The 26319-nt window shown below is 62.3% G+C and carries 41 protein-coding genes; 34 read left to right on the top strand and 7 right to left on the bottom strand.

The window, feature by feature from the left end; genetic code table 11:
* The first annotated feature begins 22 nt into the window (after positions 1–22).
* The 8 genes from LU493_RS06250 (at position 23) to LU493_RS06215 (ending at position 4769) form a co-directional block, all read left to right on the top strand.
* Entirely contained in the window at positions 23–604 is a 582-nt protein-coding gene (locus LU493_RS06250; RefSeq protein WP_275286930.1) for a phage baseplate assembly protein V, read from the top strand.
* Positions 601–957, top strand: a complete 357-nt coding sequence (locus tag LU493_RS06245; RefSeq protein WP_275286929.1) for a GPW/gp25 family protein — start codon at positions 601–603, stop codon at positions 955–957. The genes LU493_RS06250 and LU493_RS06245 overlap by 4 nt, the downstream gene beginning before the upstream one ends.
* Positions 954–1856: a baseplate assembly protein gene (locus LU493_RS06240; RefSeq protein ID WP_275286928.1), complete on the top strand. Its 903-nt coding sequence runs from the start codon at positions 954–956 to the stop codon at positions 1854–1856. The genes LU493_RS06245 and LU493_RS06240 overlap by 4 nt, the downstream gene beginning before the upstream one ends.
* On the top strand, positions 1853–2668 hold the full coding sequence (locus LU493_RS06235; protein WP_275286927.1) for a phage tail protein I: 816 nt from the start codon (positions 1853–1855) through the stop codon (positions 2666–2668). Before LU493_RS06240 ends, LU493_RS06235 begins: the two co-directional genes overlap by 4 nt.
* A complete protein-coding gene (locus tag LU493_RS06230; RefSeq protein ID WP_275286926.1) occupies positions 2665–3195 on the top strand; it encodes a phage tail protein in 531 nt (176 codons plus the stop codon). The genes LU493_RS06235 and LU493_RS06230 overlap by 4 nt, the downstream gene beginning before the upstream one ends.
* Positions 3196–3324: 129 nt before the next feature.
* Positions 3325–4149 (top strand): hypothetical protein, encoded by an 825-nt coding sequence (locus tag LU493_RS06225; protein ID WP_275286925.1) that lies wholly within the window; start codon positions 3325–3327, stop codon positions 4147–4149.
* Between the two features lie 3 nt (positions 4150–4152).
* Positions 4153–4455: a tail fiber assembly protein gene (locus LU493_RS06220; protein WP_275286924.1), complete on the top strand. Its 303-nt coding sequence runs from the start codon at positions 4153–4155 to the stop codon at positions 4453–4455.
* Complete coding sequence (locus tag LU493_RS06215) at positions 4452–4769, top strand: hypothetical protein (protein WP_275286923.1); 318 nt, start codon at positions 4452–4454, stop codon at positions 4767–4769. The genes LU493_RS06220 and LU493_RS06215 overlap by 4 nt, the downstream gene beginning before the upstream one ends.
* Before the next feature lie 63 nt (positions 4770–4832).
* On the opposite strand, the gene LU493_RS06210 is transcribed toward LU493_RS06215, so the two are convergent.
* Positions 4833–5156 carry a YegP family protein gene (locus LU493_RS06210; RefSeq protein ID WP_275286922.1) on the bottom strand — a complete coding sequence of 108 codons (324 nt, stop codon included), beginning with the start codon at positions 5154–5156 and terminating at the stop codon, positions 4833–4835.
* A 215-nt stretch (positions 5157–5371) separates the two neighbouring features.
* Between LU493_RS06210 and LU493_RS06205 the strand changes: the two genes are divergently transcribed.
* From LU493_RS06205 to LU493_RS06170, 8 genes are all read left to right on the top strand, one after another.
* Entirely contained in the window at positions 5372–6556 is a 1185-nt protein-coding gene (locus tag LU493_RS06205) for a phage tail sheath protein (protein ID WP_275286921.1), read from the top strand.
* Positions 6557–6573: 17 nt separating this feature from the next.
* Positions 6574–7086, top strand: coding sequence for a phage major tail tube protein (locus LU493_RS06200; protein WP_275286920.1), 513 nt, complete (start codon positions 6574–6576; stop codon positions 7084–7086).
* A gap of 11 nt (positions 7087–7097) precedes the next feature.
* A complete protein-coding gene (locus tag LU493_RS06195) occupies positions 7098–7223 on the top strand; it encodes a hypothetical protein (RefSeq protein WP_275286919.1) in 126 nt (41 codons plus the stop codon).
* Between the two features lie 136 nt (positions 7224–7359).
* The gene (locus LU493_RS06190) at positions 7360–7674 is read left to right on the top strand and encodes a phage tail assembly protein (RefSeq protein ID WP_275286918.1); all 315 of its coding nucleotides are present in this window, start codon (positions 7360–7362) and stop codon (positions 7672–7674) included.
* 26 nt (positions 7675–7700) lie between these two features.
* Positions 7701–7871, top strand: a complete 171-nt coding sequence (locus tag LU493_RS20025) for a GpE family phage tail protein (protein ID WP_275286917.1) — start codon at positions 7701–7703, stop codon at positions 7869–7871.
* Positions 7825–12048 (top strand): phage tail tape measure protein, encoded by a 4224-nt coding sequence (locus LU493_RS06180; RefSeq protein ID WP_275286916.1) that lies wholly within the window; start codon positions 7825–7827, stop codon positions 12046–12048. Before LU493_RS20025 ends, LU493_RS06180 begins: the two co-directional genes overlap by 47 nt.
* A 9-nt stretch (positions 12049–12057) precedes the next feature.
* Positions 12058–12504: a phage tail protein gene (locus LU493_RS06175; RefSeq protein ID WP_275286915.1), complete on the top strand. Its 447-nt coding sequence runs from the start codon at positions 12058–12060 to the stop codon at positions 12502–12504.
* Positions 12504–13508 carry a contractile injection system protein, VgrG/Pvc8 family gene (locus tag LU493_RS06170; protein ID WP_275286914.1) on the top strand — a complete coding sequence of 335 codons (1005 nt, stop codon included), beginning with the start codon at positions 12504–12506 and terminating at the stop codon, positions 13506–13508. The genes LU493_RS06175 and LU493_RS06170 overlap by 1 nt, the downstream gene beginning before the upstream one ends.
* Positions 13509–13758: 250 nt before the next feature.
* On the opposite strand, the gene LU493_RS06165 is transcribed toward LU493_RS06170, so the two are convergent.
* A complete protein-coding gene (locus tag LU493_RS06165; RefSeq protein WP_275286913.1) occupies positions 13759–14112 on the bottom strand; it encodes a LexA family protein in 354 nt (117 codons plus the stop codon).
* A 308-nt stretch (positions 14113–14420) separates the two neighbouring features.
* Here LU493_RS06165 and LU493_RS06160 point away from each other — a divergent pair, with 308 nt between their 5' ends.
* Genes LU493_RS06160 through LU493_RS06150 form a run of 3 tightly spaced genes read left to right on the top strand, consistent with a single transcriptional unit; the run spans position 14421 to position 17004 of the window.
* Complete coding sequence (locus tag LU493_RS06160; protein ID WP_275286912.1) at positions 14421–15701, top strand: DNA cytosine methyltransferase; 1281 nt, start codon at positions 14421–14423, stop codon at positions 15699–15701.
* Positions 15691–16500, top strand: a complete 810-nt coding sequence (locus LU493_RS06155) for a hypothetical protein (RefSeq protein WP_275286911.1) — start codon at positions 15691–15693, stop codon at positions 16498–16500. The genes LU493_RS06160 and LU493_RS06155 overlap by 11 nt, the downstream gene beginning before the upstream one ends.
* A gap of 48 nt (positions 16501–16548) precedes the next feature.
* Positions 16549–17004 (top strand): very short patch repair endonuclease, encoded by a 456-nt coding sequence (locus tag LU493_RS06150; RefSeq protein ID WP_275286910.1) that lies wholly within the window; start codon positions 16549–16551, stop codon positions 17002–17004.
* A gap of 78 nt (positions 17005–17082) precedes the next feature.
* Here the strand turns inward: LU493_RS06150 and LU493_RS06145 are convergent, their stop codons facing one another.
* The 5 genes from LU493_RS06145 to LU493_RS06125 all read right to left on the bottom strand — a co-directional run bounded on the left by LU493_RS06145 (position 17083) and on the right by LU493_RS06125 (position 20184).
* Positions 17083–17655, bottom strand: coding sequence for a hypothetical protein (locus LU493_RS06145; RefSeq protein ID WP_275286909.1), 573 nt, complete (start codon positions 17653–17655; stop codon positions 17083–17085).
* A complete protein-coding gene (locus tag LU493_RS06140; protein WP_275286908.1) occupies positions 17642–18640 on the bottom strand; it encodes a hypothetical protein in 999 nt (332 codons plus the stop codon). The genes LU493_RS06145 and LU493_RS06140 overlap by 14 nt, the downstream gene beginning before the upstream one ends.
* Positions 18641–18725: 85 nt before the next feature.
* Complete coding sequence (locus tag LU493_RS06135) at positions 18726–19058, bottom strand: hypothetical protein (protein ID WP_275286907.1); 333 nt, start codon at positions 19056–19058, stop codon at positions 18726–18728.
* Between the two features lie 17 nt (positions 19059–19075).
* Positions 19076–19423: a hypothetical protein gene (locus LU493_RS06130; protein ID WP_275286906.1), complete on the bottom strand. Its 348-nt coding sequence runs from the start codon at positions 19421–19423 to the stop codon at positions 19076–19078.
* Between the two features lie 98 nt (positions 19424–19521).
* The gene (locus tag LU493_RS06125; protein ID WP_275286905.1) at positions 19522–20184 is read right to left on the bottom strand and encodes an XRE family transcriptional regulator; all 663 of its coding nucleotides are present in this window, start codon (positions 20182–20184) and stop codon (positions 19522–19524) included.
* A gap of 85 nt (positions 20185–20269) precedes the next feature.
* Here LU493_RS06125 and LU493_RS06120 point away from each other — a divergent pair, with 85 nt between their 5' ends.
* From LU493_RS06120 to LU493_RS06050, 15 genes are read left to right on the top strand one after another with little or no spacing between them, the layout of a single operon-like run.
* Complete coding sequence (locus tag LU493_RS06120) at positions 20270–20479, top strand: hypothetical protein (protein WP_275286904.1); 210 nt, start codon at positions 20270–20272, stop codon at positions 20477–20479.
* Between the two features lie 24 nt (positions 20480–20503).
* Complete coding sequence (locus LU493_RS06115) at positions 20504–20713, top strand: hypothetical protein (RefSeq protein WP_275286903.1); 210 nt, start codon at positions 20504–20506, stop codon at positions 20711–20713.
* Positions 20714–20751: 38 nt separating this feature from the next.
* Entirely contained in the window at positions 20752–20943 is a 192-nt protein-coding gene (locus LU493_RS06110; protein WP_275286902.1) for a hypothetical protein, read from the top strand.
* Positions 20940–21206 carry an ogr/Delta-like zinc finger family protein gene (locus LU493_RS06105; RefSeq protein WP_275286901.1) on the top strand — a complete coding sequence of 89 codons (267 nt, stop codon included), beginning with the start codon at positions 20940–20942 and terminating at the stop codon, positions 21204–21206. Before LU493_RS06110 ends, LU493_RS06105 begins: the two co-directional genes overlap by 4 nt.
* A gap of 15 nt (positions 21207–21221) precedes the next feature.
* Positions 21222–21662, top strand: coding sequence for a hypothetical protein (locus LU493_RS06100; RefSeq protein ID WP_275286900.1), 441 nt, complete (start codon positions 21222–21224; stop codon positions 21660–21662).
* Positions 21659–21811 (top strand): hypothetical protein, encoded by a 153-nt coding sequence (locus LU493_RS06095; RefSeq protein ID WP_275286899.1) that lies wholly within the window; start codon positions 21659–21661, stop codon positions 21809–21811. The genes LU493_RS06100 and LU493_RS06095 overlap by 4 nt, the downstream gene beginning before the upstream one ends.
* A gap of 4 nt (positions 21812–21815) precedes the next feature.
* Positions 21816–22232 (top strand): hypothetical protein, encoded by a 417-nt coding sequence (locus tag LU493_RS06090; protein ID WP_275286898.1) that lies wholly within the window; start codon positions 21816–21818, stop codon positions 22230–22232.
* Entirely contained in the window at positions 22232–22456 is a 225-nt protein-coding gene (locus tag LU493_RS06085) for a hypothetical protein (protein WP_275286897.1), read from the top strand. The genes LU493_RS06090 and LU493_RS06085 overlap by 1 nt, the downstream gene beginning before the upstream one ends.
* On the top strand, positions 22456–24756 hold the full coding sequence (locus LU493_RS06080; protein ID WP_275286896.1) for a replication endonuclease: 2301 nt from the start codon (positions 22456–22458) through the stop codon (positions 24754–24756). Before LU493_RS06085 ends, LU493_RS06080 begins: the two co-directional genes overlap by 1 nt.
* Before the next feature lie 18 nt (positions 24757–24774).
* The gene (locus LU493_RS06075; RefSeq protein WP_275286895.1) at positions 24775–24990 is read left to right on the top strand and encodes a hypothetical protein; all 216 of its coding nucleotides are present in this window, start codon (positions 24775–24777) and stop codon (positions 24988–24990) included.
* On the top strand, positions 24983–25201 hold the full coding sequence (locus LU493_RS06070; protein WP_275286894.1) for a TraR/DksA family transcriptional regulator: 219 nt from the start codon (positions 24983–24985) through the stop codon (positions 25199–25201). The genes LU493_RS06075 and LU493_RS06070 overlap by 8 nt, the downstream gene beginning before the upstream one ends.
* The gene (locus LU493_RS06065; protein WP_275286893.1) at positions 25191–25412 is read left to right on the top strand and encodes a hypothetical protein; all 222 of its coding nucleotides are present in this window, start codon (positions 25191–25193) and stop codon (positions 25410–25412) included. The genes LU493_RS06070 and LU493_RS06065 overlap by 11 nt, the downstream gene beginning before the upstream one ends.
* Entirely contained in the window at positions 25409–25795 is a 387-nt protein-coding gene (locus LU493_RS06060; RefSeq protein ID WP_275286892.1) for a hypothetical protein, read from the top strand. The genes LU493_RS06065 and LU493_RS06060 overlap by 4 nt, the downstream gene beginning before the upstream one ends.
* A 3-nt stretch (positions 25796–25798) precedes the next feature.
* Entirely contained in the window at positions 25799–26065 is a 267-nt protein-coding gene (locus LU493_RS06055; protein WP_275286891.1) for a hypothetical protein, read from the top strand.
* A complete protein-coding gene (locus LU493_RS06050; RefSeq protein ID WP_275286890.1) occupies positions 26062–26319 on the top strand; it encodes a pyocin activator PrtN family protein in 258 nt (85 codons plus the stop codon). The genes LU493_RS06055 and LU493_RS06050 overlap by 4 nt, the downstream gene beginning before the upstream one ends.

Genomic DNA, 26319 nt, shown 5'->3' with positions numbered 1-26319 from the left:
GGCACCCCGCCACGATAGCGGCATGAACCAAGTCGAGATCAACCGCCTGCTGCACAACCTGGTACGCCCCGGCGTCATCGCCGAGGTCGATCACGGCAACATCACCGCGTCGCCGCCCAAGCCGGCGAGGGTGCGGGTGTTCGTGGGCGCGATGAAAACCGACTGGATTCCCTGGCGCGAACAGCGCGCCGGCAAGACGCGCACATGGAACCCGCCCACCGAGGGGGAACAGGTGCTCCTGCTCACCCCGGGCGGTGAGCTGCGTGGCGCTACGGTGCTGATGGGCATCAACTCCGACCACATCCCGGCACCCAGCGACAAGCCCGAGATCACCATGATCGAGATGCCGGATGGCGCCGTGCTCGAGTACAACCATGAAAGAAGTCACCTGCGCGCCGCGCTGCCGGGCGACGCCACCATCGACGCCCAGGGCACGGTCACGCTGACCGCCCAGGGCGGCGCGACCGTCAACGCCGACGTCACCATCAACGGCACCCTGGCCATCCAGGGCAGCGGCGTCACGCACAACGGCACCGACATCGGGGCGACCCATAAGCACCTGGGCGTGACCAGCGGCAACAGCATCACGGGGATACCCGCATGAACGGCATGCAACGCACCACCGGCACCGGCCTAAGCGGCATCGAGCACATCCGCCAGTCGGTTACCGACATCCTCACAACGCCCATCGGCTCGCGTGTCATGCGCCGCGACTACGGCTCGCTGTTGCCCGAGCTCGTCGACCAGCCGCTGAACGGTGCCACGGCGCTGCGCGCTTACTCGGCGACCATCGTCGCGCTGATGCGCTGGGAACCGCGCATCCGCGTCCAGGCCATCCAGCGCGAGGTGAGCACCGAGCGTCCCGGCCGGCTGACCCTGACCATCCAGGCCGTAGTCGTCGCCACCGGGGCCAACCTCGACATCCGCGTGCCGCTGGCCGCCAGGGGCGTGGCATGACGACCCCGATCGATCTCTCGCAGCTGCCCGCACCGGACATCGTCGAGGCACTCGACTACGAGAGCCTGTTTGCCGAGCGCAAGGACCGGCTCGTCAGCCTCTACCCGGCCGAGGAACGCGAGGCCATCACCGCAACCCTGGCCCTGGAATCCGAGCCGCTAACCAAGCTGCTGCAGGAAAACGCCTACCGCGAACTGCTCCTGCGCCAACGCATCAACGAGGCCGCCCGCGCCGTCATGCTCGCCTATGCCGAAGATGACGATCTCGACCAGTTCGGTGCCAACTACAACGTCAAACGCCTGATGCTCGACCCCGGCGATCCGGATGCCGTGCCGCCGGTACCGCCCACCTACGAGCGCGATGCCGATTACCGCGCCCGCATCCAGTTGGCGTTCGAGTCGCTCTCGGTCGCCGGCCCGGTCGGCGCCTATGAGTTCCAGGCCCGCGCCGCGCATAGCGACGTGCTCGATATCTCGGTGGTCAGCCCCGAGCCGGTCGACGTCATCGTCACCGTGCTCGCGCGAAGCGGCGACGGCATCCCGGGGCCCGAGGTGCTCGAGGCCGTGCACGCCCATATCGACGAACGCCGCCCGCTGACCGACCGCGTCACCGTGCAGCCGGCCACCCTGGCCGACTACCACATCGACGCCGTGCTTACCCTCAGCCCCGGGCCCGATAGCGAAGTGGTCCGCGACGCGGCACGCCAACGCCTCAACACCTATATCGTCGAACGCCACCGCCTCGGCGGCTGGGTCACGCGCAGCGGCATTGATGCCGCCCTGACCGTCGAGGGCGTGGTCGCCGTGGAGCTCAACGGTTGGGAAGACCTGCGCGCCGAACCCCACCAGGCACCTCGCTGCATGGGCACCACCATCACCGTGGGAGGGCGCCGGTCATGAGCCAGCTGCTGCCACCGAATCGCACCGAGCTCGAAAGCCGCGTCGCCAGCTCGCACCCACTCACGCTGCCGGTCCCGCTGCGCACTCTGTGGAACCCGCACACCTGCCCGGTGCGCATGCTGCCGTTCCTGGCCTGGGCGTTCTCGGTCGATCACTGGTCGCCGGACTGGCCGGAGCGCGTCAAGCGCGAGGTCATCGCAGCCAGCTTCCAGGTACACCGCATCAAGGGCACCCGGCTGGCCGTGGATCGCGCCCTGGAGGCCATGGGCGTCGATATCGAGATCACCGAGTGGTTCGAGACCACGCCCCATCTGCCGCGCGGTACCTTCGATGCCTTGCTGTACGTCAACGACAACCTGACCCCGAACGCGCCGGCGCTGATCGGCCCCGAGCTATACGACGAGCTGCGCGCCACGATCGACGCCACCAAGAACGTGCGCAGTCACTACACCTTCCGCGTCGGTGCCAAGTTCGGCCCCGACCGGCTCGGCGCCGGCGGCGCCATGAATGGCCGGGCCCTGGCTCACCAGTCGGCGCGGCCGACGTATCGCCCACTGCGTGCCTCGAACCGCCTGGGCCTGGCCGCCATGGCCACCCCGGGGGCAGTGGCTTCGATCGATGCCGGCGCCACGCCCCGGGTGCCGCCGTTGCCGGCACGGTTCGGCCTGGCCGCCACCCAGGAGACGGTCGCGGTCGCTCATCTCGATGCCGGTGCCCGCGCACATCTCGCACCGACACCGGCCCACCTGCTCGCCGCCGCCACCTGCCGGGCGGTCGCCCTCACCCATCGCACCATGGAGGCTCCCGCATGACGGCCCTGGTACCGGTCATCACCCTCGACGGCATCAATGCCGTATTCAACGCCCAGGGCGACGGCGTCGCCGCACGCGTCACCCATATCGCCCTGGGCAGTCATGGGCGCACGCCCAGCGCTGACGAAACCGCACTCCATAATGAACGCCGCCGTGTGCCCATCGCCGACGGCGAGCGCATCGGCGACCAGCAAATCCACGTCACCGGAGTGGTCGACGGCGACGGCCCTGAATTCTGGGTGCGCGAGGTCGGCTTCATTCTCGACGACGGCACCATGCTCGCCGTGTGGTCCGACGACCGCCCGCTGGCCTACATCAGCAATTCCGTGCCCCTACTGCTGGCCTTCGACTTGCGCCTCGAGGCCCTGCCAGCCGAGTCGGTCACCGTCGAGAGCACCGGCGCGGATCTCTCGCTGGCCGCCTGGGGCGAACAGTACGCCGCCAATGCCGCCGCCACGCTCACCAACATGAACGAGACGGCAAAGTTGCTGTTCCGCGTCATGGACCTGGAGAAGCTGCACGCATGAGCGCCCCGCTGATCAGCATCGTCGCCGGCACCACCCGCGTCGATACCTTGACGAGCGGGCCTGGCCGATCTCGCCCAGGCCGTTATCGACGGTACCACCCCACTCAATAGCCCCAATGGAGCCTAAACCATGAGCGTGATGGACGAACTTACCAACGTGGTCAGCGCCGCCCGAGACCTGCTGGATACCGTGTCCGGCAAGATGCAACAGATCGACAACAAGGTGGATCAGGCAACCGAGAGTGTCCCCGACGTGCTGCGCGATAAGGCGCGGCAGATTTTATATGTCGATGCAGTAGATGGTGACAATGGGAATTCTGGAGCTGCATTTTCACCCCTGAAAGATTGGAGTGGCGTAAAGAGCCGGCTAATCCCACAGTTCGAAACCGTAGTTAGTTTTCGGGGAGGTCAAACCCACGTAATCAGTGGTAGAGGAGATAATTATTCAGGATTCATTGATATCAGAGGATGGGAAGATGAAACCCTTGGCATCCCGACCCTAAGGATGGCATTCGATGCTGAACGTGAGGGAAAACGTGACGGCTCATTAATAAAGCTATCGAACGCCATAGCCAGAATACGGAGCGTCCGCATTGAGGCTCACTATGAAAGCCCTGAGGAGCTGCATGAGTCATCGGGTTTCTTTGGCCGTTATCCAGGCATCTCGACAGTCATTCTCGACAGGTGCGAGGTTTCATTGAAGAATGCACCGTTTTCACATCAATATCCGGGCTACGCTACGACCGACTTCACAATGAGGGACACCCTAGTCACGAAGGAATCCACATCAAACGCGCTCGGCGTCATGGTGGCAAACACCTCGGAACAAGGGGAGTACGTAACAATCAGGCTGGATATGTTTGGCGGATCTTTCACTAATACCAACCTGGAAGAGCAGTTCAGGTTTAAGAATGACTACAGCAATGTTCTGTCAAACCTGAATTTGGGAGCGTAAACGATGCTGATTGATAAGATTAAGTACGATGGAAAGATGTATTATAACGTCGATAGCAATAGCAACATGCTACCGGCGCCTGTAATGCAACAAGCGCTAATCGATAAGGCGTGGCGCTTAGTGCGTGCTCAGCGCGACACATTGCTGCGCGATAGCGACTACGCGGTGATGCCGGACTACCCGCTGACCGAGTCGCAGAAAGCCGATGTCACCGCGTACCGACAAGCGTTGCGCGACATCCCCCAGGGATTCGATACCCCCGACGCCGTCGAGTGGCCCACTAAACCGGAGGTACTGATGCAATGAACCAATCACACTTGGCCCATGCCATCATCGCCGTGCTCATCACCGTCACGATCTGGGCCGTGATGACCCGGCTCGACCTGCCCGCCGGCGAGATCCTCGGCGCGGCAGTGGCCATCGCCCTCTATCTCGGCCGCGAGATCACCCAGCACGAATACAAGCTGGGCATTCAGCGTGGCTGGCAATGGGGGCAGACGCTCCCGGTGCGCTGGTGGGAAGGCCTGCTGCGCGGCTGGTCGAAAGACTCTGCCCTCGACCTCATCGCCCCGGCCGTTGCCTGCCTGGCACTGGTGCTGGCCTACCAGCTGCTCTGGTAGCCAAACCAAGGGATGGAAAATTCAACAGCCCGCCACTGTGGCGGGCTCTTTGGTGCTTTAACCTTACTTGATGAAGGTACTCTTGCCATTCGTCTTTACAGAGCTGATGCCATTCTCGCGAGCCGACACGGACGAATACATTTCACTGGTGCCGATAACCTGGCCGTTTGCTGCCTTCAAGTTGAAATACGGCTGGCCAGAAACAGACTCCTTACGATCATAACGCGAGTCGTTCCCACAGTTATTTTGGCAAGACTCAATACCGTTCTCTGCGGCTGAACGAGTGGTATAACGCTCACTGGAAAGGATTACCTCATGGTTGCCGGCCTTGAGTGTGAAGTGATATTGGCCATCGGTGGCCTGTTTAAGCTCATAGTATCCGGACATTCCGCGTTACCTCATCGTGAGTTGCAAGATACTACTTCCCACACCAAGCAACGGTGTGACGTCTCCCCTTGTAGCGACGATCAGATGAAATAACAACCTCAGGTGTAAGACGCGCGTTCTACACCGGCCAGCACTCGCCCCACCCACGCCTCCACCACACCATGAAGGCCTGAGTACGCAACTCCGCCACCGTTTCCCCTGATCAGGATCGACTCATGGCTCTCGACCAATACCATCACGGCGTCCGGGTCGCCGAAATCAACGACGGCACCCGCGTCATTCGCACCGTCTCCACGTCCATCATCGGCATCGTCTGTACGGGGCCGGATGCCGACGCGACCACCTTCCCGCTCGACACTCCCGTGCTGATCACCAATGTCGGCCGTGCCATCGGCCAGGCCGGTACCACCGGCACCCTGGCGCGCACCCTGGACGCCATTGCCGACCAGTGCGACCCGGTCATCGTCGTCGTGCGCGTCGATGAAGGCGCCGACGACGCCGAGACCACCAGCAACATCGTCGGCACCGTGACCCCCGAGTCACGACGCACCGGCCTGCAAGCCCTGCTCACCGCCAAGCAAAAGCTGGGCGTGACGCCGCGCATCCTGGGCGCGCCGGAGCTGGATACCCAGCCGGTGGCCACCGCCCTGGTCTCCATCGCTCAGGACCTCCGCGCCTTCGCCTATGTCGGCGCCGACGGTGCCTCCACCGTCACCGATGCCACCACCTATCGAGACAGCTTCGGCGCCCGCGAGCTGATGGTCATCTGGCCGGAGTTCGAGGCCTGGGACATCGACGCGGGTGCCACCAAGACGGTCAGCGCCGTGGCCCGTGCCCTAGGCCTACGAGCCAAGCTCGACCAGACCGTGGGCTGGCACAAGACACTCTCTAACATCCCGGTCAACGGCGTCACCGGCATCTCGGCCGATGTCTTCTGGGACCTGCAATCGCCCGACACCGACGCCGGTATCCTCAACGCCGCCGACGTCACCACGCTGATCAACCAGCAGGGCTATCGCTTCTGGGGCTCGCGCACCTGCGCCGGCCCCGAGTCGCTGTTCCCGTTCGAGAACTACACCCGCACCGCGCAGATCCTCGCCGACACCATCGCCGAGGCGCACCTGTGGGCCGTCGACAAGCCCATGCACCCCAGCCTGGCCCGCGACATCATCGAAGGCATCAACGCCAAGCTGCGCGAGCTCAAGAACCTGGGTTACATCGTCGACGGCGAGGCCTGGCTGAATGAAGAGCTCAACACCACCCAGGCGCTCAAGGCCGGCAAGCTGCGCATCGACTACGACTACACCCCGGTCCCGCCGCTCGAGGACCTCGGCTTCCAGCAGCGGATCACCGACACCTACCTCGCCAACTTCGCCGAGCGCGTCGCCGCGCTGACCTGAACAGGAGACGTTGACCCATGGCACTCCCCAAGAAACTCAAGGACCTGAACCTGTTCGCCAACGGCGACTCCTGGCAGGGCCAGATCCAGTCCGTCACCTTGCCCACGCTCTCGCGCAAGATCGAGGAATGGCGCGGCGGCGGCATGGAAGGCACCGTCGGCATCGATATGGGCATCGACGGCCTGATGACCTGCGAATGGACCGTCGGCGGCCTGATCGCCGCCATGTTCGACAACTACGGCACCAGCCGCATCGACGCCGACCTGCTGCGCATGACCGGTAGCTACGAAAGCGACGACGACCAGGAAGTGGTGCCGGTCGAGGTCGTCATGCGCGGCCGCCACACCGAGATCGACATGGGCGACGCCCAGTCGGGCGAGAACACCGAACACTCCGTCACCAGCACGCTCAGCTACTACAAGCTGATCATCAACGGCAGCACGGTGATCGAGGTCGATATTCCCGGCTACGTGTTCAAGGTCAACGGCGAGGACCGCCTGGCCGAGCGCCGCGCCGCTCTGGGGCTATAGCTCATGAAATCATGCAGCGACAAGTATGTGGCCTCTGGCGCACCGTGGCCGCCTTCATCGCCTGCTGTCTCGCCCTGTCCGCCACGGCCATCGCCTGGCGGCTGCCTGACATTATCGCCGTGCTGCAGGGGGCATAACGTGACACCTAAAGGTGCAGACCGAGCCGGTTTCCTCCTCGCCATCGCCGCCCTGATGGGCGCTTCACTCTTCGGCCTGGCCGCCCTGCTCTTTGCGGCCCGTGGCCTGTTTTGACCCGACCAGGAGCTACACCCCATGACCGATAAAACCGCCGAGAAAACCCAGCCCGTCACCGGCAAGGTCGAACTCGAAACCCCCATCAAGCGTGGCGAGCAAGTCATCGACAGCCTCACCCTGCGCAAGCCACGCAGCGGCGAGCTGCGCGGCATCGCCCTGACCGACGTGCTGCAGATGCAGACCGACGCCCTGATCAAGTTGATCCCGCGCCTGTCCGCGCCCGCGCTCACCGAGCCCGAGGTACGCGAGATGGACCCGGCCGACCTGGTCCAGTGTGGTAGCGAAGTGGCCGGTTTTTTGCTGACGAGGCAGGCCAAGGGCGACACCGCCTGAGCCTGCCCGACCAGGTGGAAGACGCCATGGCCGACCTGGCCACCGTCTTCCACTGGTCCCCTGCCGACTGCGCAGATTTCACCCTGCGCGAACTGATGGACTGGCGCGAACGCGCGCGCAAGCGCAGCGGCGCCGCTGACGGAGCCGGACATGGCGCGCGATCTCAAGCTTCAAGTCGTTCTCAACGCCGTCAATAACGCCACCAAGCCGCTGCGCAAGATCACCGAGGGCAGCGAGAAAACTGCCGAGGCCCTCAAGGCCAGCCGCCAACAGCTCAAGCAACTCGAACGCGCTCAGAAGGACCTGAAAGCCTTCAAGGCCATGAAGCGCCAGGCCAGCGAAAGCGGCAATGCGCTGAAAGAGCAGCAGGAGCGGGTCAAGGCGCTGTCGCAACAGATCCGCCACACCGAGGGCGACACCGCCGCCCTCAATCGCGAGCGCGACCAGGCGATCAAGAAAGCCCGGGAGCTCTCGCGCAAGTATTCCGACCAGACCGATAAGGCCCGCCGCCTACGCCAGGGACTACGCGAGACCCACGGCATGACGGGCAAGCTCTCGGATGCCGAGCGTGAACTCGGCCGCAAGGTTCGCAGTACCACCGACGACATCGACCAGCAGCGCCAGAAACTGGGCAGGCTCGCCGATGCCCAGCGGCAGGCGCAGCGCGCGGCCGACCAGTACCAGCGCGGTATCGGTCGAGCCAACAACATGCGCAGCGCCGGCATGACCGGCCTGGCCACCGGCGGCGCGGCACTGTACGGCGGCGCCCGCATGCTCACCCCTGGCGTCGCCTGGGGCGAGCAGATGAGCGCCGTTCAGGCCGTCGGGCGATTCGAGGATGACGACCCGCGCCTGAAAGCCCTCAAGCAACAATCCCGCGAGCTGGGTGGCTCCACCGCCTTCAGTGCCAACGAAGTCGGCGCCGGCCAAGAATTCCTGCTGCGTGCCGGCATGAGTGCCGAGGCCATCAAATCCTCGATGGGCGACGTGCTCGACCTGGCCATCGCCAACAACACCGAGCTCGGCCGCACGGCGGATATTGCCTCCAACATCGCCGGCACCTTCAAGATCGACCTCGAGCAGGACGGCGCCATGACCCGCGTGGCCGACATCCTCTCGGCCACCGCCAGCCGGGCCAACGTGGATCTCGAGAAACTCGGCAATACCGTCAAGTACCTGGGCGGAGTCGAAGGACTCGATATCACCCTCGAGCAAGCCAGCGCCATGGCCGGCATGCTCGGCAACGTCGGCATCCAGGGCAGCCAGGCCGGTACCACCATGCGCGCCATGATGAACCGCCTCACCGAGCCCACCGCCGAGGCCGCTGGCATCATCGACCAACTGGGCATCAAGGTGGCCGACGCCCAGGGCAACATGCGCGCCATGCCCGAGATCCTGCGCGACCTCAACGACGCCACCAAGGAACTCGGCAACGTCGAGCGCAAGGCCGCCCTGCAGAAGATCTTCGGCGCCGAGGCCGGCTCGGGCATGGCCGAGTTGGTCAGCCAGATGAGCACCGGGGCCCTCGATGAGCTGATCGCTAAACTGGAAGTCGCCGCCGGCGAAAACGCCCGCATGGCGCGCACCATGGAAGACAACATCGGTGGCGATCTCAAATCGCTGAACAGTGCCTGGCAGGAAATCGGCATCACCCTGACCGATACCAACGAAGGCCCCCTGCGCGACCTCATCCAGAACGTCACCGCCATCACCCGCGCCGTCGGTGAGTGGATGAAAGCCAACCCCGAGCTGACCGCCCAGTTGGCCACCGCCGCCGCCGGCATCGCCGGGCTGGTTGCCGTCGGCGGTGCCCTGACCATCATGGTCGCGTCGTTGCTCGGCCCCATCGTCACCGTGCGCTACGGGCTGGCCATGCTGGGCATCCAGACCGGAGGCCTGGGCGGCAAGATCTATGCCTTCACCAGCCGCATCCTGCCCGCCCTGGGCAAGGGGCTGCTCTGGGTGGGGAGGATCATGGCCACCGTGGGGCGGGCGCTGCTGCTCAACCCCATCGGCTTGGTCGTCACGGCCATCGCCGGTGCGGCGCTGCTGATCTACAAGTACTGGCAGCCGATCAGTGCGTTTTTCTCCGGCGTCTTCAAAGAGATCCGTGAGGCCTTCGCGCCGCTGGTGGCTGCGATCCAGCCAGCATTTGCCGCCCTGGGAAAGGTCCTGGAACCACTGGCGCCAGTCTGGAACACGGTGGCCGACGCACTTGGGGCAGTGTGGCAGTGGGTAACCAACCTACTATCGCCGATGAAGGCGACGGGAGAGCAACTCGACTCAGCAACGTCCGCCGGTCAGCGCTTCGGTAAATGGTTGGTCAACATCGTTACCTTCTTCCCCCGCTTGGTCGCCAGCTTCGCTGGGCTCGGTATTGACCTCATGCAAGGCTTGTTCGGCAACCTCAAGCGCGGCTTGGCAGCCGGCTGGCAGGAAGTCCGCACCGCCTTCGATGGCGGCCTCACCGGCGTCATCCACCTGCTGATCGACTGGTCGCCCTTCGGCATGCTCTGGCGTGGCATCACCGCCACCCTGGACAAGCTCGGTGTCCAAGTGCCTCAGCGATTCTCCAGCCTGGGCGCGGCAATCATCGACGGCCTGATCGGCGGCATTGGTAACATGCTCGGCACCCTACGCCAGAAGATCACCGGCATGGCGCGCAGCGTCATCAGCTGGTTCAAGGGCGTGTTGGGCATCAACAGCCCGTCCCGCGTGTTCACCGGGTTTGGCGGCGACATTGTCCAGGGCATCATCAACGGCATCGCCAACCTGGTCGGCTCACTGCGCGAAAAGGTCGTCGGCCTGGCCTCCAGCATTGCCGGCTGGATGAAGAACGCCATCGGCAGTGCCGCCGCCACCGGGCGCGAGATCGCCGGCAACATCGGCCAGGGCGTGAAGGACGGCGCCAAGGCCGCCTGGAACGCCACCAAGGGGGCCGCCGCCGGCACTCTGCAGGCCGGCAAAGACGTGGCCCGGGGCCTGGGCGACGGCATCCGCCAGGGCGCCGGTGCCGTGGCCGGCCAGGCCGGTGAAATGGCCGATGGCATCGTGGCATTCGCCCGCGATAAGCTCGATATCAACAGCCCGTCGCGCGTTTTCCGCGACATCGGTGGCCAGGTCATGGAAGGGCTGCGCCAGGGCCTCGCCGCCGGCGAAAAAAGTCCACTCCGCCAGATCGACCGCTTCGGCGACCAGCTGCGCCGGGCCGGTGCCGGCCTCACCCTGGGCGCGCTGACGCTGCCCAACGTGGCCACCGCCACACCACCGGTGCCGCCGGAGTTGCCTGCCCAGCGAGTGGCTGTAGACGCCCCGGCACTGCCAGATCTTGGCACCCTGCAAGCCCCACGGATCGAGGCGCCACACCTGCCGGAGCTACCCGCCCTGCAAGTGGCGACCGACGCGCCCACACTGCCGGACCTCGGCACCCTGCAGGCGCCCCGCATCGAGACACCGGCACTGCCGGAACTGCCCGCCCTGCAGATGCTCGCCGATGCCCCGGCCCTGCCCGAACTCGGCACCCTGCAGGCCCCGGACATCCAACTGCCACGGCTGACGGAAATGCCGGCCTTGCGAGTGACGGCCGACGCGCCCACGTTGCCGGACCTCGGTACCCTGCAGGCGCCCCACATCGAAACGCCGGCACTGCCCGAGCTGCCCGCCCTGCAGATGCTCGCCGATGGCCCGACTCTGCCAGACCTCGGCACCCTGCAGGCCCCGGGCATCCAACTGCCACGGCTGCCGGAAATGCCGGCCTTGCGAGTGGCGGCCGACGCACCCACACTGCCGAACCTCGGTACCCTTCAGGCCCCGGGCATCGAAGTGCCACGCCTGCCGGAAATGCCGGCCCTACGGGTGGCAGCCGACGCGCCCACATTGCCGGACCTCGGCACCCTGCAGTCCCCACGCATCGAGCTGCCGCGACTGCCTGAGCTGCCGGCCCTGAAGGTCACCGCCGAATCGCCGACGCTCCCACAGCTCGGCGAGCTGCCCTCGTTGCGCATCCGGCCGCCTCAACTGGATACCATGCCCGCGCTGGCCATCCAGCGGCCGGAACTGCCGGACCTGGGCAGCGTCCCTTATCAACGGCCCGACCTCTCGGGGCTGCAAGTCGCCCGGCCCGAGGTGCCGCCCATCGAGGCCGACACCCAGCCCATCCAGATCGACAACCGCCCACCGCTGACTGCCGGGGGCATGAACGCCGGCACCGGCGGCGTCTCGATGGGTGATATCAACATCAACGTCAACGCCGCCCCCGGCATGGATGAACAACAGCTGGCCCAGCACGTTGCCCGCGAAGTGCAGCGCGCCCTGGACGACGCCCAGCGCGACGCCAGCGCCCGGGGGCGCTCATCCCTCTGGGACCGAGAATAGGAGATCACCATGTTGATGGCCCTGGGCATGTTCGTGTTCGAGACTCGCAGCGTGCCGTATCAGCAACTGCAACGCCGCACCGAGTGGCGCCACCCCTCGCAGTCCCGCGTGGGCGAGCGACCGGCCTACCAGTTCGTCGGCGTGGGCAGCGACACCATCACCCTCTCGGGCACGCTGTATCCCGAGTTCACCGGCGGCCGCTCCAACCTCGACCAGATCCGCGACATGGCCGACAAGGGCAAGGCCTGGCCACTGGTTGAGGGTAGCGGCCGCCAATACGGCCTGTTCGTCGTCACCGGCATCGACGAGACCAGCAGTGCCATGTTCCGTGACGGCGCCCCGGCCAAGATCGAATTCTCGATGACCCTCGAGCACGTCGACGACCAGGCCGGCGCGGCCGCCATGGGGGATATCACCCTCTACAGCCAGGCCGTGCTGCAAGGAGCCTACGCCTGATGCCAGTGCCCTATCATCGTCCCAGCTACCGCGTCACCCTCGCCGGGCAGGACATCACCCCCAAGCTCAACGGCCGGCTCACTTCCCTGCGCATCAAGGCCCAGCGCGACCAGGAATCCGACCAGCTCGACATCACCCTGACCGACCACGACGGCGAGCTGGCCATTCCGCCCAGCGGTGCCATGCTCAGCGTCGCCATCGGCTGGAAGGACGAAGGCCTGATCGATCGCGGCACCTACCACGTCGACGAGGTCGAACATTCCGGCAGCCCCGACAAGCTGACCATCCGCGCCCGCGCTGCCGACATGGGTGAGCAGCTCCCCAAGAAGCGCACCCAGAGCTGGCACGACCCGACCCAGAAACTCGGCGATATCATCGGCGCCATCGCCGGCCGTAACGGGCTATCGCCCGTCATCGGCGGCGAGCTGGCCTCAATCCCCCTGCCACATATCGACCAGACCGACGAAAGCGACATCAACTTCCTCACCCGGCTGGGCAAGCGTTACGACGCCGTGGCCACCATCAAGAGCGGCCGCCTACTGTTCACCCCCGCCGGCGACGGCAAGGCCGCCAGCGGCGCTTCCCTGGGTGGCCTCACCATCACCCGCAAGGACGGCGACCGGCACCGCTACAGCCGCACCTCGCGCGACGCCGAGAGCTACACCGGCGTCAAGGCCTTCTGGAACGACCCACGCAAGGCGAAACGCCAGGAAGTCGTCGCCGGCGGTACCGAAAAGCTCAAGGAACTGCGCGCCGTCTTCGCCACCGAAGCCGACGCCATGGACGAAGCCCGGTCAGAATGGCAACGCATCCAGCGCCGCGAGGCCCTGTTCGAACTCACCATGGCCCACGGCCGCGCCGACCTCATCGCCGAATCCCCGTTGACCCTGGTCGGCTGGAAGCCCCAGATCGACGGCACCGATTGGCTGATCACCGACGTCGAAGACATCCTCGACGACAACGGCTACATCACCCGGATTCGCTGCGAGGTGAAAGCCGGCTGAAAGAGCAGAAATGTGGAAGCGCTCCCCCATCCGTGGGGGAGCGCTTCCTAGTGTGCTGCGGGATGGTCGGCGACTCGAAGAGGAGCTGGCTCAGGGCCGAGCCGCATACTGCAGGCAACACACAGTGACAGCGTGGTTGATGCCAACAGGCTATGCCGTAAGCGTGGAGCGGAAAACGTTGTAAGCGATTGCTGACATCATATACCCGTGAAAGCGATGAACCTGATCGGTTAACCATCAGCGAGCCAGGTCAAAACCCGTACCGTCTCGCCTGGCTAACTACCACCCCCCTGATATCAGACTGTCGGGCCCAGATCGACTCCCGCGGCCCGGCGGTAGGCACCAGGCGCATCCTCCCACCGATTCGATGACTGTTGAATAGCCGCTGCTCGCCATCCAGCTCTACAACCACTAGGTCGGCATGCTGGGCGGGTTTCTGCTCGTCGACCACTAACAGGTCGCCTTCCATCAGCGGGCCATTCACGCCAGCATCCTCGCTCACCTCCACCAGATAGCAGGTTGGTTTGAAGTGCCTCGGGTCGTAGCCTTCCAGCGCCGGGTGGTCGAGGCCCAGCACCGCCGGGCCCAGGTAGTTCAGTCGCATATCGTCCCTGCCAGTTCCGTTGCTTTCTCAGTCGTGCCATATCGGGCTCGGCCGCCTGTGCCCCCGGCATTTGTGAATATTAGCGTTTGCCTAAGGGCGTGCTGCTGCTTAATACTGTATAAAGAGACAGTATCTAGCAAGAGGCACCGCCATGCAGACCAAACAGCCGAGCGACAGAGACTGCATTGACGGGGACGGATCGGTATAGTAACTGCCCCATACGGAACCAAAGCGCCCCACCGCGGGCTATCGGCTGTGTCGCCTTGCAGAGCGACCGCCGCAGGATTTGAGAGTGAGTCTTCGGATCGATGAAGAATTCCAGCAAACGCCCCATAGGCATCGACTTATTCGCCGGCGCGGGCGGCATGTCGCTCGGCTTCGAACAAGCCGGCTTCGACGTAGCCGCGGCAGTCGAGATCGACCCTATCCACTGTGCGACGCACGAATACAATTTCCCTCACTCGAAGGCGATCTGCGCCAGTGTCGTCGATGTGACGGGGGACGAAATACGCAAGCGGGCCGAGATCGGAGACCGAGAAGTCGACGTAGTCTTCGGCGGCGCCCCCTGTCAGGGCTTCTCTTTGATCGGCAAGAGGGTGCTGGATGACCCTCGCAATCAGCTGGCATCGCACTATGTTCGGTTGGTTGAAGAGCTCAAGCCGAAATATTGCGTCTTCGAGAACGTCAAAGGGCTGACGCTGGGGAAGCATCGTAAATTCCTCGATGCAATGATCTCGGCGCTGAGCGAAGCCGGTTACGATGTCGTCATGCCTTACCGGGTGCTGAACGCTGCAGACTACGGTGTTCCGCAGTCCCGCCAACGCCTATTCCTGGTAGGTGTACGGAAAGGCCTGCCGGCACCCACATATCCGGAGCCGCTGAAAGAAGGCGCTACCGTCTGGGATGCTATCGGCGATCTCCCCGACGCCAACACCTTCGAGGACTTGAAGGCGACAGACGCCGTGCGTACCGAATGGACCACAGAGTCGACATACGGACGTCGGCTGCGCGGCCTCGAACGCGACCCAGGCGACTACAGCTATCCTCGCATTCACGATCCCGACCTACTGTCGTCGAGCCTGCGCACGGAGCACACCGATCTCTCGAAAAGCCGCTTCGCCTCCACGGAGCCGGGCAAAACCGAGCCCGTGAGCCGGTTCCGAAAGCTCGATCCGGGCGGGTTGTGCAACACCCTCCGCGCCGGCACGGACAGCGCTCGAGGGGCATTCACCTCGCCTCGGCCGATACACCCGAGCCTCGCTCGCGTAATCACGGTGCGCGAAGCGGCACGCTTGCACTCGTTCCCGGATTGGTTCCGCCTGCACTCGACCAAGTGGCACGGCTTTCGCCAGATCGGCAACAGCGTCCCCCCCTTGTTCGGTAGAGCGGTGGCCGGCCAGATCATGCAAGCCCTGGGCGAAACGCCTAAGAAACCGAGGAAAAAGCTCGAGCTCAACGCAGCCGAGTTTCTTTACATGGACATGGGAGATGCAGCCGGATACTTCGGCGTACCGCATGACACCATCGCCCAGAGAACGCGCAAAGGCACACCGAAAACGGTGGTAAGGGACAAAGCCGATGTCGGATGAGAAGAAAGGACGCAAACCCAATCGCTATCAAGCGATCATAGCCAAGGTCTTCGACAATCACTATGAGCCTGGCTTGAAAGAGTTCGTATTCCACCGGGAAGAGTTCGAGGAAACGGCGGCTGAGCTAGACATAAAGCTCCCGAAGAATGTCGGCGACGTTCTTTATAACTTTCGTTATCGCTACGACCTGCCGGAGAACATCACCTCGACAGCAGAGCCGGGGCTGGAATGGATTATTCTTGGTGCTGGAAAAGCCAAATATAGATTCCTCCAATTCAAGCTCAGTAAAATCGAGCCCAGAAGTGACCTACTCACAATAAAAATACCGGACTCGACGCCTGAGATAATCTCTGCTTACGCTCTAGGCGACGAACAGGCTCTGTTGGCGAAAGTACGTTATAACCGCCTGATCGACGTATTCTTGGGCGTAACCGCTTACTCCTTGCAGAACCACCTTCGTACTTTTGTGCAAGAAGTAGGTCAGATAGAAATCGACGAAGTCTATGTCGGCGTCAACCAGCATGGGCAACAGTTCATCATCCCCACTCAGGCTAAAGGTGGTAAAGACAAACACGGGGTCGTCCAAACGATACAAGACATATCGTTTTGCAAAGCACAGTATCCGGACCTAGTTTGTCGTGCCGTCTCGGCACAATTCATGGATAACAACCGAATAGCGATTTTCGAGCTTATGCTTGGGGACAATGAAGTCAATGTGGTCAAAGAAAAGCACTACACACTCGTACCCTCAAGCGATATAACGAAAGAAGACCTTTCAACGTACTCTAGGTTCGATTAACAATCAGCCCGAGCCTAGCTCGGGCACCCATTCGACAAAAGCGGAAAATTGATCGACCACGTCGACAGCCGAACTCGCTCCAGGATCATGGCCTCGGTCGGCGGCAAACACACTGGCCCCGAAATGGCCCTGCGCCGCTACTTGCACCGGCGCGGCTTTCGTTTTCGCCTCCACCGCAAAGACCTACCGGGCACACCGGACCTGGTACTGCCGAAGTATCGACTCGCCATCTTCGTACACGGCTGCTACTGGCACCGCCACCCGGGCTGTGCCTATGCCGGCATGCCGAAATCGCATGTCGACTTCTGGAAAGCCAAGTTCGAGCGAAATATCGAGCGTGACTGGAGGCAACGAGGCGAGCTGATCGATGCCGGCTGGAGGACGCTCGTCGTCTGGCAGTGCGGGCTACGCTTTTGCCAAGATAGGCTGGAAGAGCTGGAAACAGTAATCGGCAGTGATGCCGTAAGCGACGTGTGGCCGAGAATGCCGCCTAAACGACGCTGAGCCCCTAGCTCCACCACAGGCGAAGAGTCCGGGCGAGCCAGGGTACGGGCTATAGAAAGCAAAACGACCACACATGTTTTAATAGTGAACTCGATCACCTAAATAATAAAGACCATACATGGTAGAAACCACCAGTTGCATAAAGGAGAAGCAGAACACCAGCAGGTAAAGTGACACAGAAAAAGGGGGGGCAGTTAAGATGCCTTTCTCATTATCAATAAACCCAAAAGCATCAGGGATTACGCCATAAATAGAAATAAATATACTTATGATTGTTAGGTATGAAAAAAGCATGCAAAGAAAACGTCGCCTTGTCAAAGGAACAGGTATGTTCTCATCTCCTATCCTCGTTGAAACAGTAGGAGGATCTGGTCCATCCATTTCTTTATCAATATCTTTGCGATTAAATGTTGCAACCGCTGCTAGTGCGGCAATAAAAAATCCGGGGAGGGAGTTAACAAAAGAAGTTAGCTCCACTGAATATTTAACCAGACTAACAAGACTCACACTAAAAACAAAAGAAAAGAAAGAAATAGCAACCGTCACTATTGTTGGAATCACCCAATCATAAATATGCTTATCTTCATGCTTAATAAGCATATAAGCAAAAGGTCTTGATAGCTGATAAAGGATATAGCTATAGGTCTTCATGATGCACCAGGGTGGTCATTTTTTCAATAAAACTATTTTGAACTTTATTATATGACATTCTAGGGCGAAACGAAAAGCTGATGCGCCTGGTCAGCGTGTAAAAATCATAGTCATCCAATGAGATAGCGCCAATATCAATATACTTTGTATGGCCAGCTCCGGTTTCATCCCTAAACTTGACTCTGACTTTTTCCATGTCAAACTCTGCTCCCTTACCAAATACATCTTTAAAGTAATCCTTGGGGGAGCAGTTTTTTAGTGGTGAAACGTCAACACTGATCTGCCAAGTCTTGAAGATATCAGGAGGCTCAACATCCATTCCTGCCACCTTTTTCATACCGGACAAAAGGACAATGCTATCTACATAACCGTTCTCCATGTCTGAAAAAAAATGATCTGCTGCATATGCATGCAGCTCGACTTTTGGGACCTTTTTAACCTTTTTCACCTCACCCTTCTTATTCTTTTCACCTAGCGGATGCTTGATCAAGAAGTTTTCCTTGTTTTTCTTGACATATTGCCATATAGTTTCATTTATTAGACTGATAAGTCTGGAAATGGTAAGATTCCCAGCCCTCTCAACAAGAAGCAAGTTTCTATTGCTTGAGTCTTCTGACTTTCTAATCAAAACATGCGATGAAGTATTAGGGCCTTCCTCTGGCTGGTAAGTCAAAGAGTTTACTTCTCCGCTTGATATGTCCCGTGAGACATGATGAGCGCCAGTGGCATTCGTGCAATTTATAAGCAAATGATAGAAATCATCATCTTCCTGTATGTCCGCAAGGTAAATTTCCAACAACCCAGACGCTAATTGCTTTCTACTCTCAGAAGCGCCCACATAGGGTTTTATCATTTCAATTAGATCTGCAAGTGAGTGCGAGCATCTAAACCTTACAGGCTTTCCCCCTTTCTTAACCCCGCGAACAGTGGAGAAACGTGCCGCATCAAAAAAAAGGACGGTTTTGTCATATGTTTTTTCGGACATAATTACTGAAACACCTAAAAAATAGTATCAAGATGGAGAGGCCCGGCAGCGCCGGGCCAATATAGATAACTCTCTGGAACATCCTTCAATCAAAACTGAAGGATTCTCTGTTATTCGCAGCCTCGGTCTCCATCTGCACGCAGCTTTCCAGCAGGGAATAGCTACCAGGGCCGCCCACGCTGGAAACATCCGTACAGTGACTCTGAATGTTGCCAGGGAGGTTGGACCAAGCCGGCTTCAGATTGTCGTAAGCCTGTTGCTCCATGTCGATACAGCTGTTGTAAAGCATGTTGCTAGAGCCACCAACGGACGCGACCTGCTCGCAATGCCCTTCGACGTCAAAGCGTGGGATTCCCGACGCCAACGCCATTCCAGAAAGAGCGGAAAGTCCGACAGCCAGAATCAGTTGATATTTCATATTCCCCCCAGTGAGCATCAGACGAGAGAGACGATGGGTGCCGGGCTGAGTTGCCCATAATCAAACGCTTCCTTCTCAGGCTGCGAGCTATCCAGTGCAGCACCAAATATCGCCAGTCCAATGAAGTAGACGATGGGGGATACTACGAGGGTCAGAATCAGCTGGGTGATACCGACCGCCGTCTTGCCGCGAGTGATGACGACAATCGCGATGATAAATGCCACAAAGTTGAGAGGTGCGCCCAAAAACAGCCCGAGACCTGGAAACGGCACCAGAAAGCAGATCCAGGCGATAACCAGCAAGATCCAGACAGCTTTCGTGGGTGCTCCCTTGCCGTTGTTGGCGTCCATATCCGTATTACTCATTCCCTTCTCCTTGCGTAAAAACGACCCTCTTTCGGGGCCTTGGGTTATATCAGGCGCGGTTGTCGCGATAACGCATTAATGCAACAACGCGCCCACGGCTAGAAAATCTTGCCGATCCGCACCTCGCACCGCCCCAGGATCTCGACCTCGCGCATCTGCTCGGGCCGGATCATCTCGGGCTGGTAGTGATCGTTATCGCTGATCAAGTACAGCGCGCCACCTGCCAGGCGCTGTACGCGTTTGATGCGTCGCTCGCCACTGACCAGCAGCAGAAACACGCCTTCGTGACGAGGATCGGTGCTGCTTCGGTCAACCAGTACCCAGTCGCCATCACTCAAGGTGCTTTCCATCGAGTCGCCGCGGACCTTGATGCCCACCACCTTATCCGGCACTAGCCCCTGATCGTTCAGCTGGTCGGTAGGGAAGTAGAAGATGCCCTCGATGGGCTCCTGGTCAAGGGATCGCCCTGCTCCCGCTGCAGCTTCGATGTCGTACATCGGAATGCCGTGATGATCGGGGCTCCCCTCGGAGCCAGAGAAGATAGGTGATGAGCTGTTATCCGAACGGATTCCAGAGATCACGTATTGGATATCCACCCCCAGGCTGGATATCCGTTCGAGATATTGGCTGTCAGGGTAACGCTTGCCCGTTTCGTAGTTGGATTGGGCCACCTTTTTCACCCCTCCAGCGGCGCCAAAGGCCTCTTGCGACATATCCAATCGCATACGCTCTTGTCGAAGGCGCTCGCCAGTATTTCTCAATTGGAAATCTCCACCCTTGACAGATATCCAAATGGATAACTATTCTGTTCACGTAGTCTTAGACAACCTTAGAGAAGCCTAACCGATGAGTGCTACCGAGACCACCAGTGCCGGCGTTTCGGCGCGAGCCCCGCGCGGCTGTAGTAGTTCGGTGATGACCCAGGTCACCCCCGACGAGCGTCGCCGGCTTGAAAACATCGCCCAGGCCGAGGGGCGATCACTCTCTGCCACGGTTCGCCTGCTGATGTTGCGCGGTATTCAGGGATACGCAGACGACACCCTCAACCCTCAATAACCCCTGCTGCATAAGGAACCCGTCATGTATCAGGACCCGAAACGCGTGCGCACCAAGTCCACCGTTTACCTCGATCAGTACGAGGCCGACGTCATCACCGCGCTGGCCAACTACCTGGGCGTACCTAAGGCCGAGGTCATGCGCCAGATGATGATGAAGGAAGCCCGTGAGGTGCTGGGCCTCGGCACCGAATCATCAGTGCACGCCCCTACTGTCGCTGCTGAGGTCGGGTAAGCCCACCCCTACATCCACCGTGCATTTTCGAGGTTTGCATGCCGGAACAACCCATAACGCTCGACCAGCAGACCACCGAGATGCTGGACGCCATACGCGAAGAGCAAGGGCTCGAGTCCCGCGAGCAGGCCGCCGAGTGGCTGCTGCGGCGACGCATCCGGCGGGGCGCCCAGGGGCTCACCGGCCGGGGCCGAGCGCTCTATGAAGTCAAAACAGAGGAGGATCAATGAGCGTCGTGCACAACCGCCATCGCATCCCCTGCCCGCATTGCGGCGAGACGGCCCGCATCCGCAAGAGCCAGGGGCTGACGCCGATCTACCGCGAGGCCTTGATCGAGTGCCGCAACGATGCCTGTGGGTGGCGCGGCAAGGTCTCCATCGAGATCACCCACACCATCGCCCCCAGCGACCGGCCGAATCCCGCTGTGACGCTGCCCCTGGTCCCGCGCCTGCTCAAGCTGGCCGGGTCGCGGAAAGCCAAGGCCAACGCCTGACCTGCAGGAGCCAACATGAACAACGTGACCTCTCTGCATGCGCATGCGGCGCGTGCCCCTCAGCTTGACCCCGAAAACCTGGCCGTCGCCCAACTGTGGCAAACGCAGACCCTGCCCAAGCGCGAGGCGCTCGAGGCCTGCATCGAGCACCTGGTCACCGACCGCGGCCTCACGGATGGCGCGGCGGAGAACGCCACGATCCAGGCCTATGCCGAAATCGAAGGGGCCAACAAGCGTCACCGTATCGATCTCGAGGCCACCACCACGCGGCTGCTCGTCATCCAGACGCCGGCCGGCGAGCGTGTCGCGCTCAGCCTGGTCGATCTACTGGCCCTGGTGTCGCCCGAGCACCTGGCCGCGCGGCACCTCACGTTTCGGCCCATCGGCAAGCGCCATCGCCGCTTGCTGATGCTCGACCGGCAGCCCGAAACCGCGCCCCGGGAGGTCCAAGCATGAAGGTTGCCAGCGAACACCACGTCGATGAACTGCCGCGCCGCAACGGGGCCGCCATGGAACCGCTCACGCACCGCCGCCATGACCGTGGCCACCGGCGTGGCAACGCCAATTTCACCCGCAAGTGCGCCAAGCGTCGCGCCGGGAGGTAACCCCATGTCTGCCGATGTCCGCCCGTTCCCTACACCGGCCCAGCCGTTACCTGTCGAACAGGACCGTGGCGACTGGGGCGCCCTGCGCGCCGAGCTGCACAGCCGCTGCGCCGACCAGGACCTGGCGTCGCTGTGGGCCGAGATGCCCTCCAGTGACCGCCGCATGGTGATGGCCAGCGCACAACTGGCAGAGCGCGACCCACGCCTGGCCATCCACGACCTGCCCAAATCGGCTCGCGATGCCCTGCGCGCCGCCATCGTGCGTATGAGCCAGTACGCCGGTCGGCTGCGTCATCATCTCGCCGGCGGCCGGCCGCATCCTAGCCGCGAACTCGCCAGCCATGCCCGCCAGGCGTTGGCCGAAGGCAACACTGAAGCGGCCCTGCACTGGCTCGCCATCATCGAACGGGGGATTGCGTGATGCTTATCACCACCATGGACAACATCTTCCTTGCTCGCCTGGAGCTGCACCGGCATGTCCGTTACCTGCACGCAGCGGGTCAGGTGGAGGCCGCCTCGGAGCTCGGACAGGCCGTACATCAACTGGGTCAGCAGTTGATGGAGGTCGAGCGGGTCGTCAAGAAGCACCGTCTCGATTCCCACTATCTCGGTCCACTGCGGCCCGCCAGCGAGGATGTGCACTGATGGCGAGTGCCCAGCAACGCGCCTTCGAGCACAGCTCGCGCACCCGTGACTGCCGCGAGTTCCTCGGCAAGATCTGGCAGCGCTTGCCTACCCTCGCCGAGCCGCTCGCCAAGGGGTACATCCATGTCGCCAAGCGTCACGGCCACGTTGCCGCCAACACCTGGCTGCGTCGCAACACGCGAGATCTCGTTGACCCTGGCCATATCTACCGCCGCTTCGCGCCGATCGCCAAAGACCTCGAGCGCGGTGCCGCCTCCCTGCGCCGCCTCGAGCCGACCACCATTCAGGGCATTCAGGCCGCCAGCCGCTGGCTGGCCAGCGTCGAAAAGCGCCTGACCGTCGGCGGTCTCAACGCCAGCCACGACGACGACGCCCTGATCCGTTATGCCGAGGCCCAGGCCCGCGCCGCCGAAGACGAGCGCCAGAAGCTGATCGGCGGCATCGCCGACTACAACCGCCGTCGTCGGCATGGCCTGTTGCCGCCGGCACCGCCCGAAATCACGCCCCAGGGCAAGACACTCTCGGCAAAGCTCCGCGAATACCACGACGAGCTCGCCAACTCGCGTAATGCCCTGTCTCCACAGAGGCCCTGCGTGCCCCTGATGGCGGTGTTCCGTTGGCACTACCTGCCACCCATGAGCCTCAGCGTGGCCAATCGCCTGGCCCTCAAGGCCGCCCAGCGCCGGGCGGCCGCCCACGGCATCGAATCGCCAGACCGGCGCTCTGCCGAGGATGTCCAGCTGGCTCGCCTTACCTGCTCGCAGTGGTGGCGCCGCAAACTGCGCCGCACCGCCGGCCGCCGCCTCGAGCAGGTACAGCGCGAAGCGCACCAGGTGCACAAGCGCGCCGGCATTTACTGCAGCGACATGACGGTCGAGCGCCGACGCTCCCAGAAGGTCCGCAACCGCGCACTGCTCGAGACCCTCGAGGCCATCAACCAGGACGGCCAGATCTACACCCTGGCCGAGTTGGCCGAGCTGGGCTTGGCCAACCCCGATCATCGCCGTGCCGAATTGATGCTGCGCATCAACGACACCGAGGCCGAAGCCCGCCGCCTCGGCCATGTCGGCATGTTCTATACCGTCACCGCGCCGTCTCGATTCCACCCGGTGCTATCGCGCAATGCCCGGCGTAACCGCAAGTACGACGGCAGCACACCGCGCGAGGCCCAGCAGTATCTGCAGGCATTGTGGGCCAAGGCCCGCGCCAAGCTCGCCCGCGAGGAACTCGGCGTCTACGGCATCCGGGTCGTCGAGCCGCACCACGACGGCACCCCGCACTGGCACCTGCTGCTCTGGATGCAGCCGGGCGCCGAGCCGCGCGTGACCGAGATCCTGCGCGAATACGCCGAGGCCGAGTCCCCCGAAGAGCTGTTCGACCGCAGCGGCCACAAGACAACCGCCCGATTCGATGTTGAGAAGATCGACTATTCCCGCGGCACCGCCGCCGGCTACGTGGCCAAGTACATCAGCAAGAACATCAACGGCGAGCAGTTCGCCCGCGACGGCGTCGAGGACGACCACCAGGACCGCTACGGCCACGACCTCACCGAGAGCGCCCCGCGTATCGAGGCCTGGGCCGCTACCTGGGGCATTCGCCAGTTCCAGTTCCTCGGCCTGCCCAGCGTGACCGTCTGGCGCGAGGTCCGCCGTCTCACCGACCAGCAGAATGAGCAACTCCGCCAGTGGGAGGAGGCCACGCGCCCCACGCCACAGGCCTCGGCGCGCCTCGCCGAGATCCGCCAGGCCGCCAACGCCGGCCAGTGGGACCAGTTCCTGAGACTGATGGGCGGCCCCAACACACCGCGCCGCGAGCAACCCATCAAACCCTGGCGCGTGACGCGCATGGGCACCGGTCGCGATGAGTTCAGTCACGCCACTGGTGAGGTCGCGCAGAGCTTCGAAGCGCGCGGCCGCTACGGCGAATCCATCAAGACCACTTGGGGCCTCGTCGTCAACGACGGTCGCGGCCGCCAGGCCGAATATCTCACCCGGCTGTTTCGCTGGGAGATTCGCCCCCGCCACCAGCGGGCGGAGGGTCAGGGAGCCGGCGCAGCCGGCGACCCTTGGACTTGTGTCAATAACTGTACGGGGGTGGATATCACCCCCCGCCAGCCCTCACCGGAGGTGCTCGCCGAGCAGGTCCAGCGATTCGAAGAGTGGCGCCAGAGCGACGAGGTTCGCGCCATCGAGGAAGACGCGGCCTTCGAGGCCCGAGAAGTTCGCGCCGCTGCCCAGCGGCTATTCCAACCACCGGCACCTCCCGAGCCCGAGGAATACATGCCGCCGGAGCTGTGCTGATAACAACCAGGAGGAACCATGCGCAGATCACGCATCAGCCAGGGTGCCCCGCGCGGCACCCTGCAGGACGCCGGCGAACTCGCCGTGCTCACCGAGAACAACGGCCAGGTTCGCCACCAGCACGCTCTGGTCATCGCCTTTGACAGCGAAGACGAGCTGCGCCGCGCCGTGAAGGACCACGCCTGCCGCTACCGCGACAGCCAGCACGTACAGGAGATCAAGGCCAATGGCTGACAACGCCGACCGCGCCACTGACGTGGTGCAGCAGCACGTCGATACCGCTCTGGCCAACCGGCCGACCTGGACCGGCGTGGATATGGCCCGCGCCGAATGCGAGGAATGCGGCGACGAGATCCCGGCCGCCCGCCGCCAGGCCGCGCCCTGGGCCACCACCTGCATCGACTGCCAGGAAATCAACGAGAGGAAGCGTCGACATGTCTCCTAACAACATAAAGGCGCTGATCAACACCAGCGTCACCGACGCCAAGAGCTCTATGGAACGCAGTCTCGAGAGCGACCCGGCATATGCCGCCCACACGGCAACCGAACTCCTCGAGGCGCTCAAGAGCAAGGAAGGCCAGGCCAGCCGCCGCAAGATGGCCGCCGCTGTCGCCCGGAAAGCCATCAAACAACTGGAGACGGGAGGACAACCATGAGGGTCAAGATCGGCAACCAATGGCATGACAGCAACGAGGAGCCTATCTGCATCCAGTTGAGTCCCGGTGAGCAGGAACAAGTGGCGGGAATGGACCGGACCAAGGCACCGGAAGGAAAGTTCGCCATCTTCCCCGGTTCCTGGGGCGGCGACCGTTGTGCAATGAGGCGTTGGATGACAGACGTCGAAGAGCCAGACGCCATCCGTGAGCAGCTAGGCACCAGAATCGCCGAGTTGGAAGAAGAACTCGAGCATACCCGGGGCCAGCGCGATGCTGCCATTCGACGTGCCCAGATAGCTGAGGGTCGGTGCCCAGACGGCTACTACTGCCGATATAGCCTGAAGGGTGAAACCTGCGGCGACCCACTTTGCCGAGAGAGGTAAGTAATGCAAGGGAACCATAAGGCCCGACAGGCGGCGATGCTCTGCCAGGACGCAACCTTTCGGCTCTACCTGGATCGCCGCCGCCGACACAAGTTCGGGCTCACCGAAAGCCAGCTGCCCGACGGCACCCACAACGAGCGCGACGCCCGGGATTGGATCTGTGCAGCGTGCTGCATCGAGAGCCGGGCCGAGCTCGAGCACAACCTTGAGGCCTGGCAGACGTTCCGGGCCATCCGCAACCGATTCAACCACTGGAGAGTCCACCGATGAACACTTACTTCGGACTGCTGGCCGAGTTCGACGGCCGCGGAGAGCTCCCACTCGATGAGGTCGCCCCGCGCTACTTCGGCATCAGCCCCCGCACCGCCAGTACGCGGGCCGGTGCACAGGCTCTACCGGTACCCACTTACCGCGCCGGCGACTCCCAGAAGTCTCCCTGGCTAGTCAGCGCCGTGGACCTGGCCAAGTACCTGGATGAGCGTCGAGCCGAGGCGCATGAAATGTGGCAGCGAGTGAATGTATGA

Origin of the sequence: Halomonas elongata (genome assembly GCF_029081005.1) — a bacterium.
GTDB lineage: Bacteria > Pseudomonadota > Gammaproteobacteria > Pseudomonadales > Halomonadaceae > Halomonas > Halomonas elongata_B.
The sequence above is the reverse complement of the archived record's forward strand: the minus strand, read 5'-3'. Positions and strand labels throughout refer to the sequence as shown.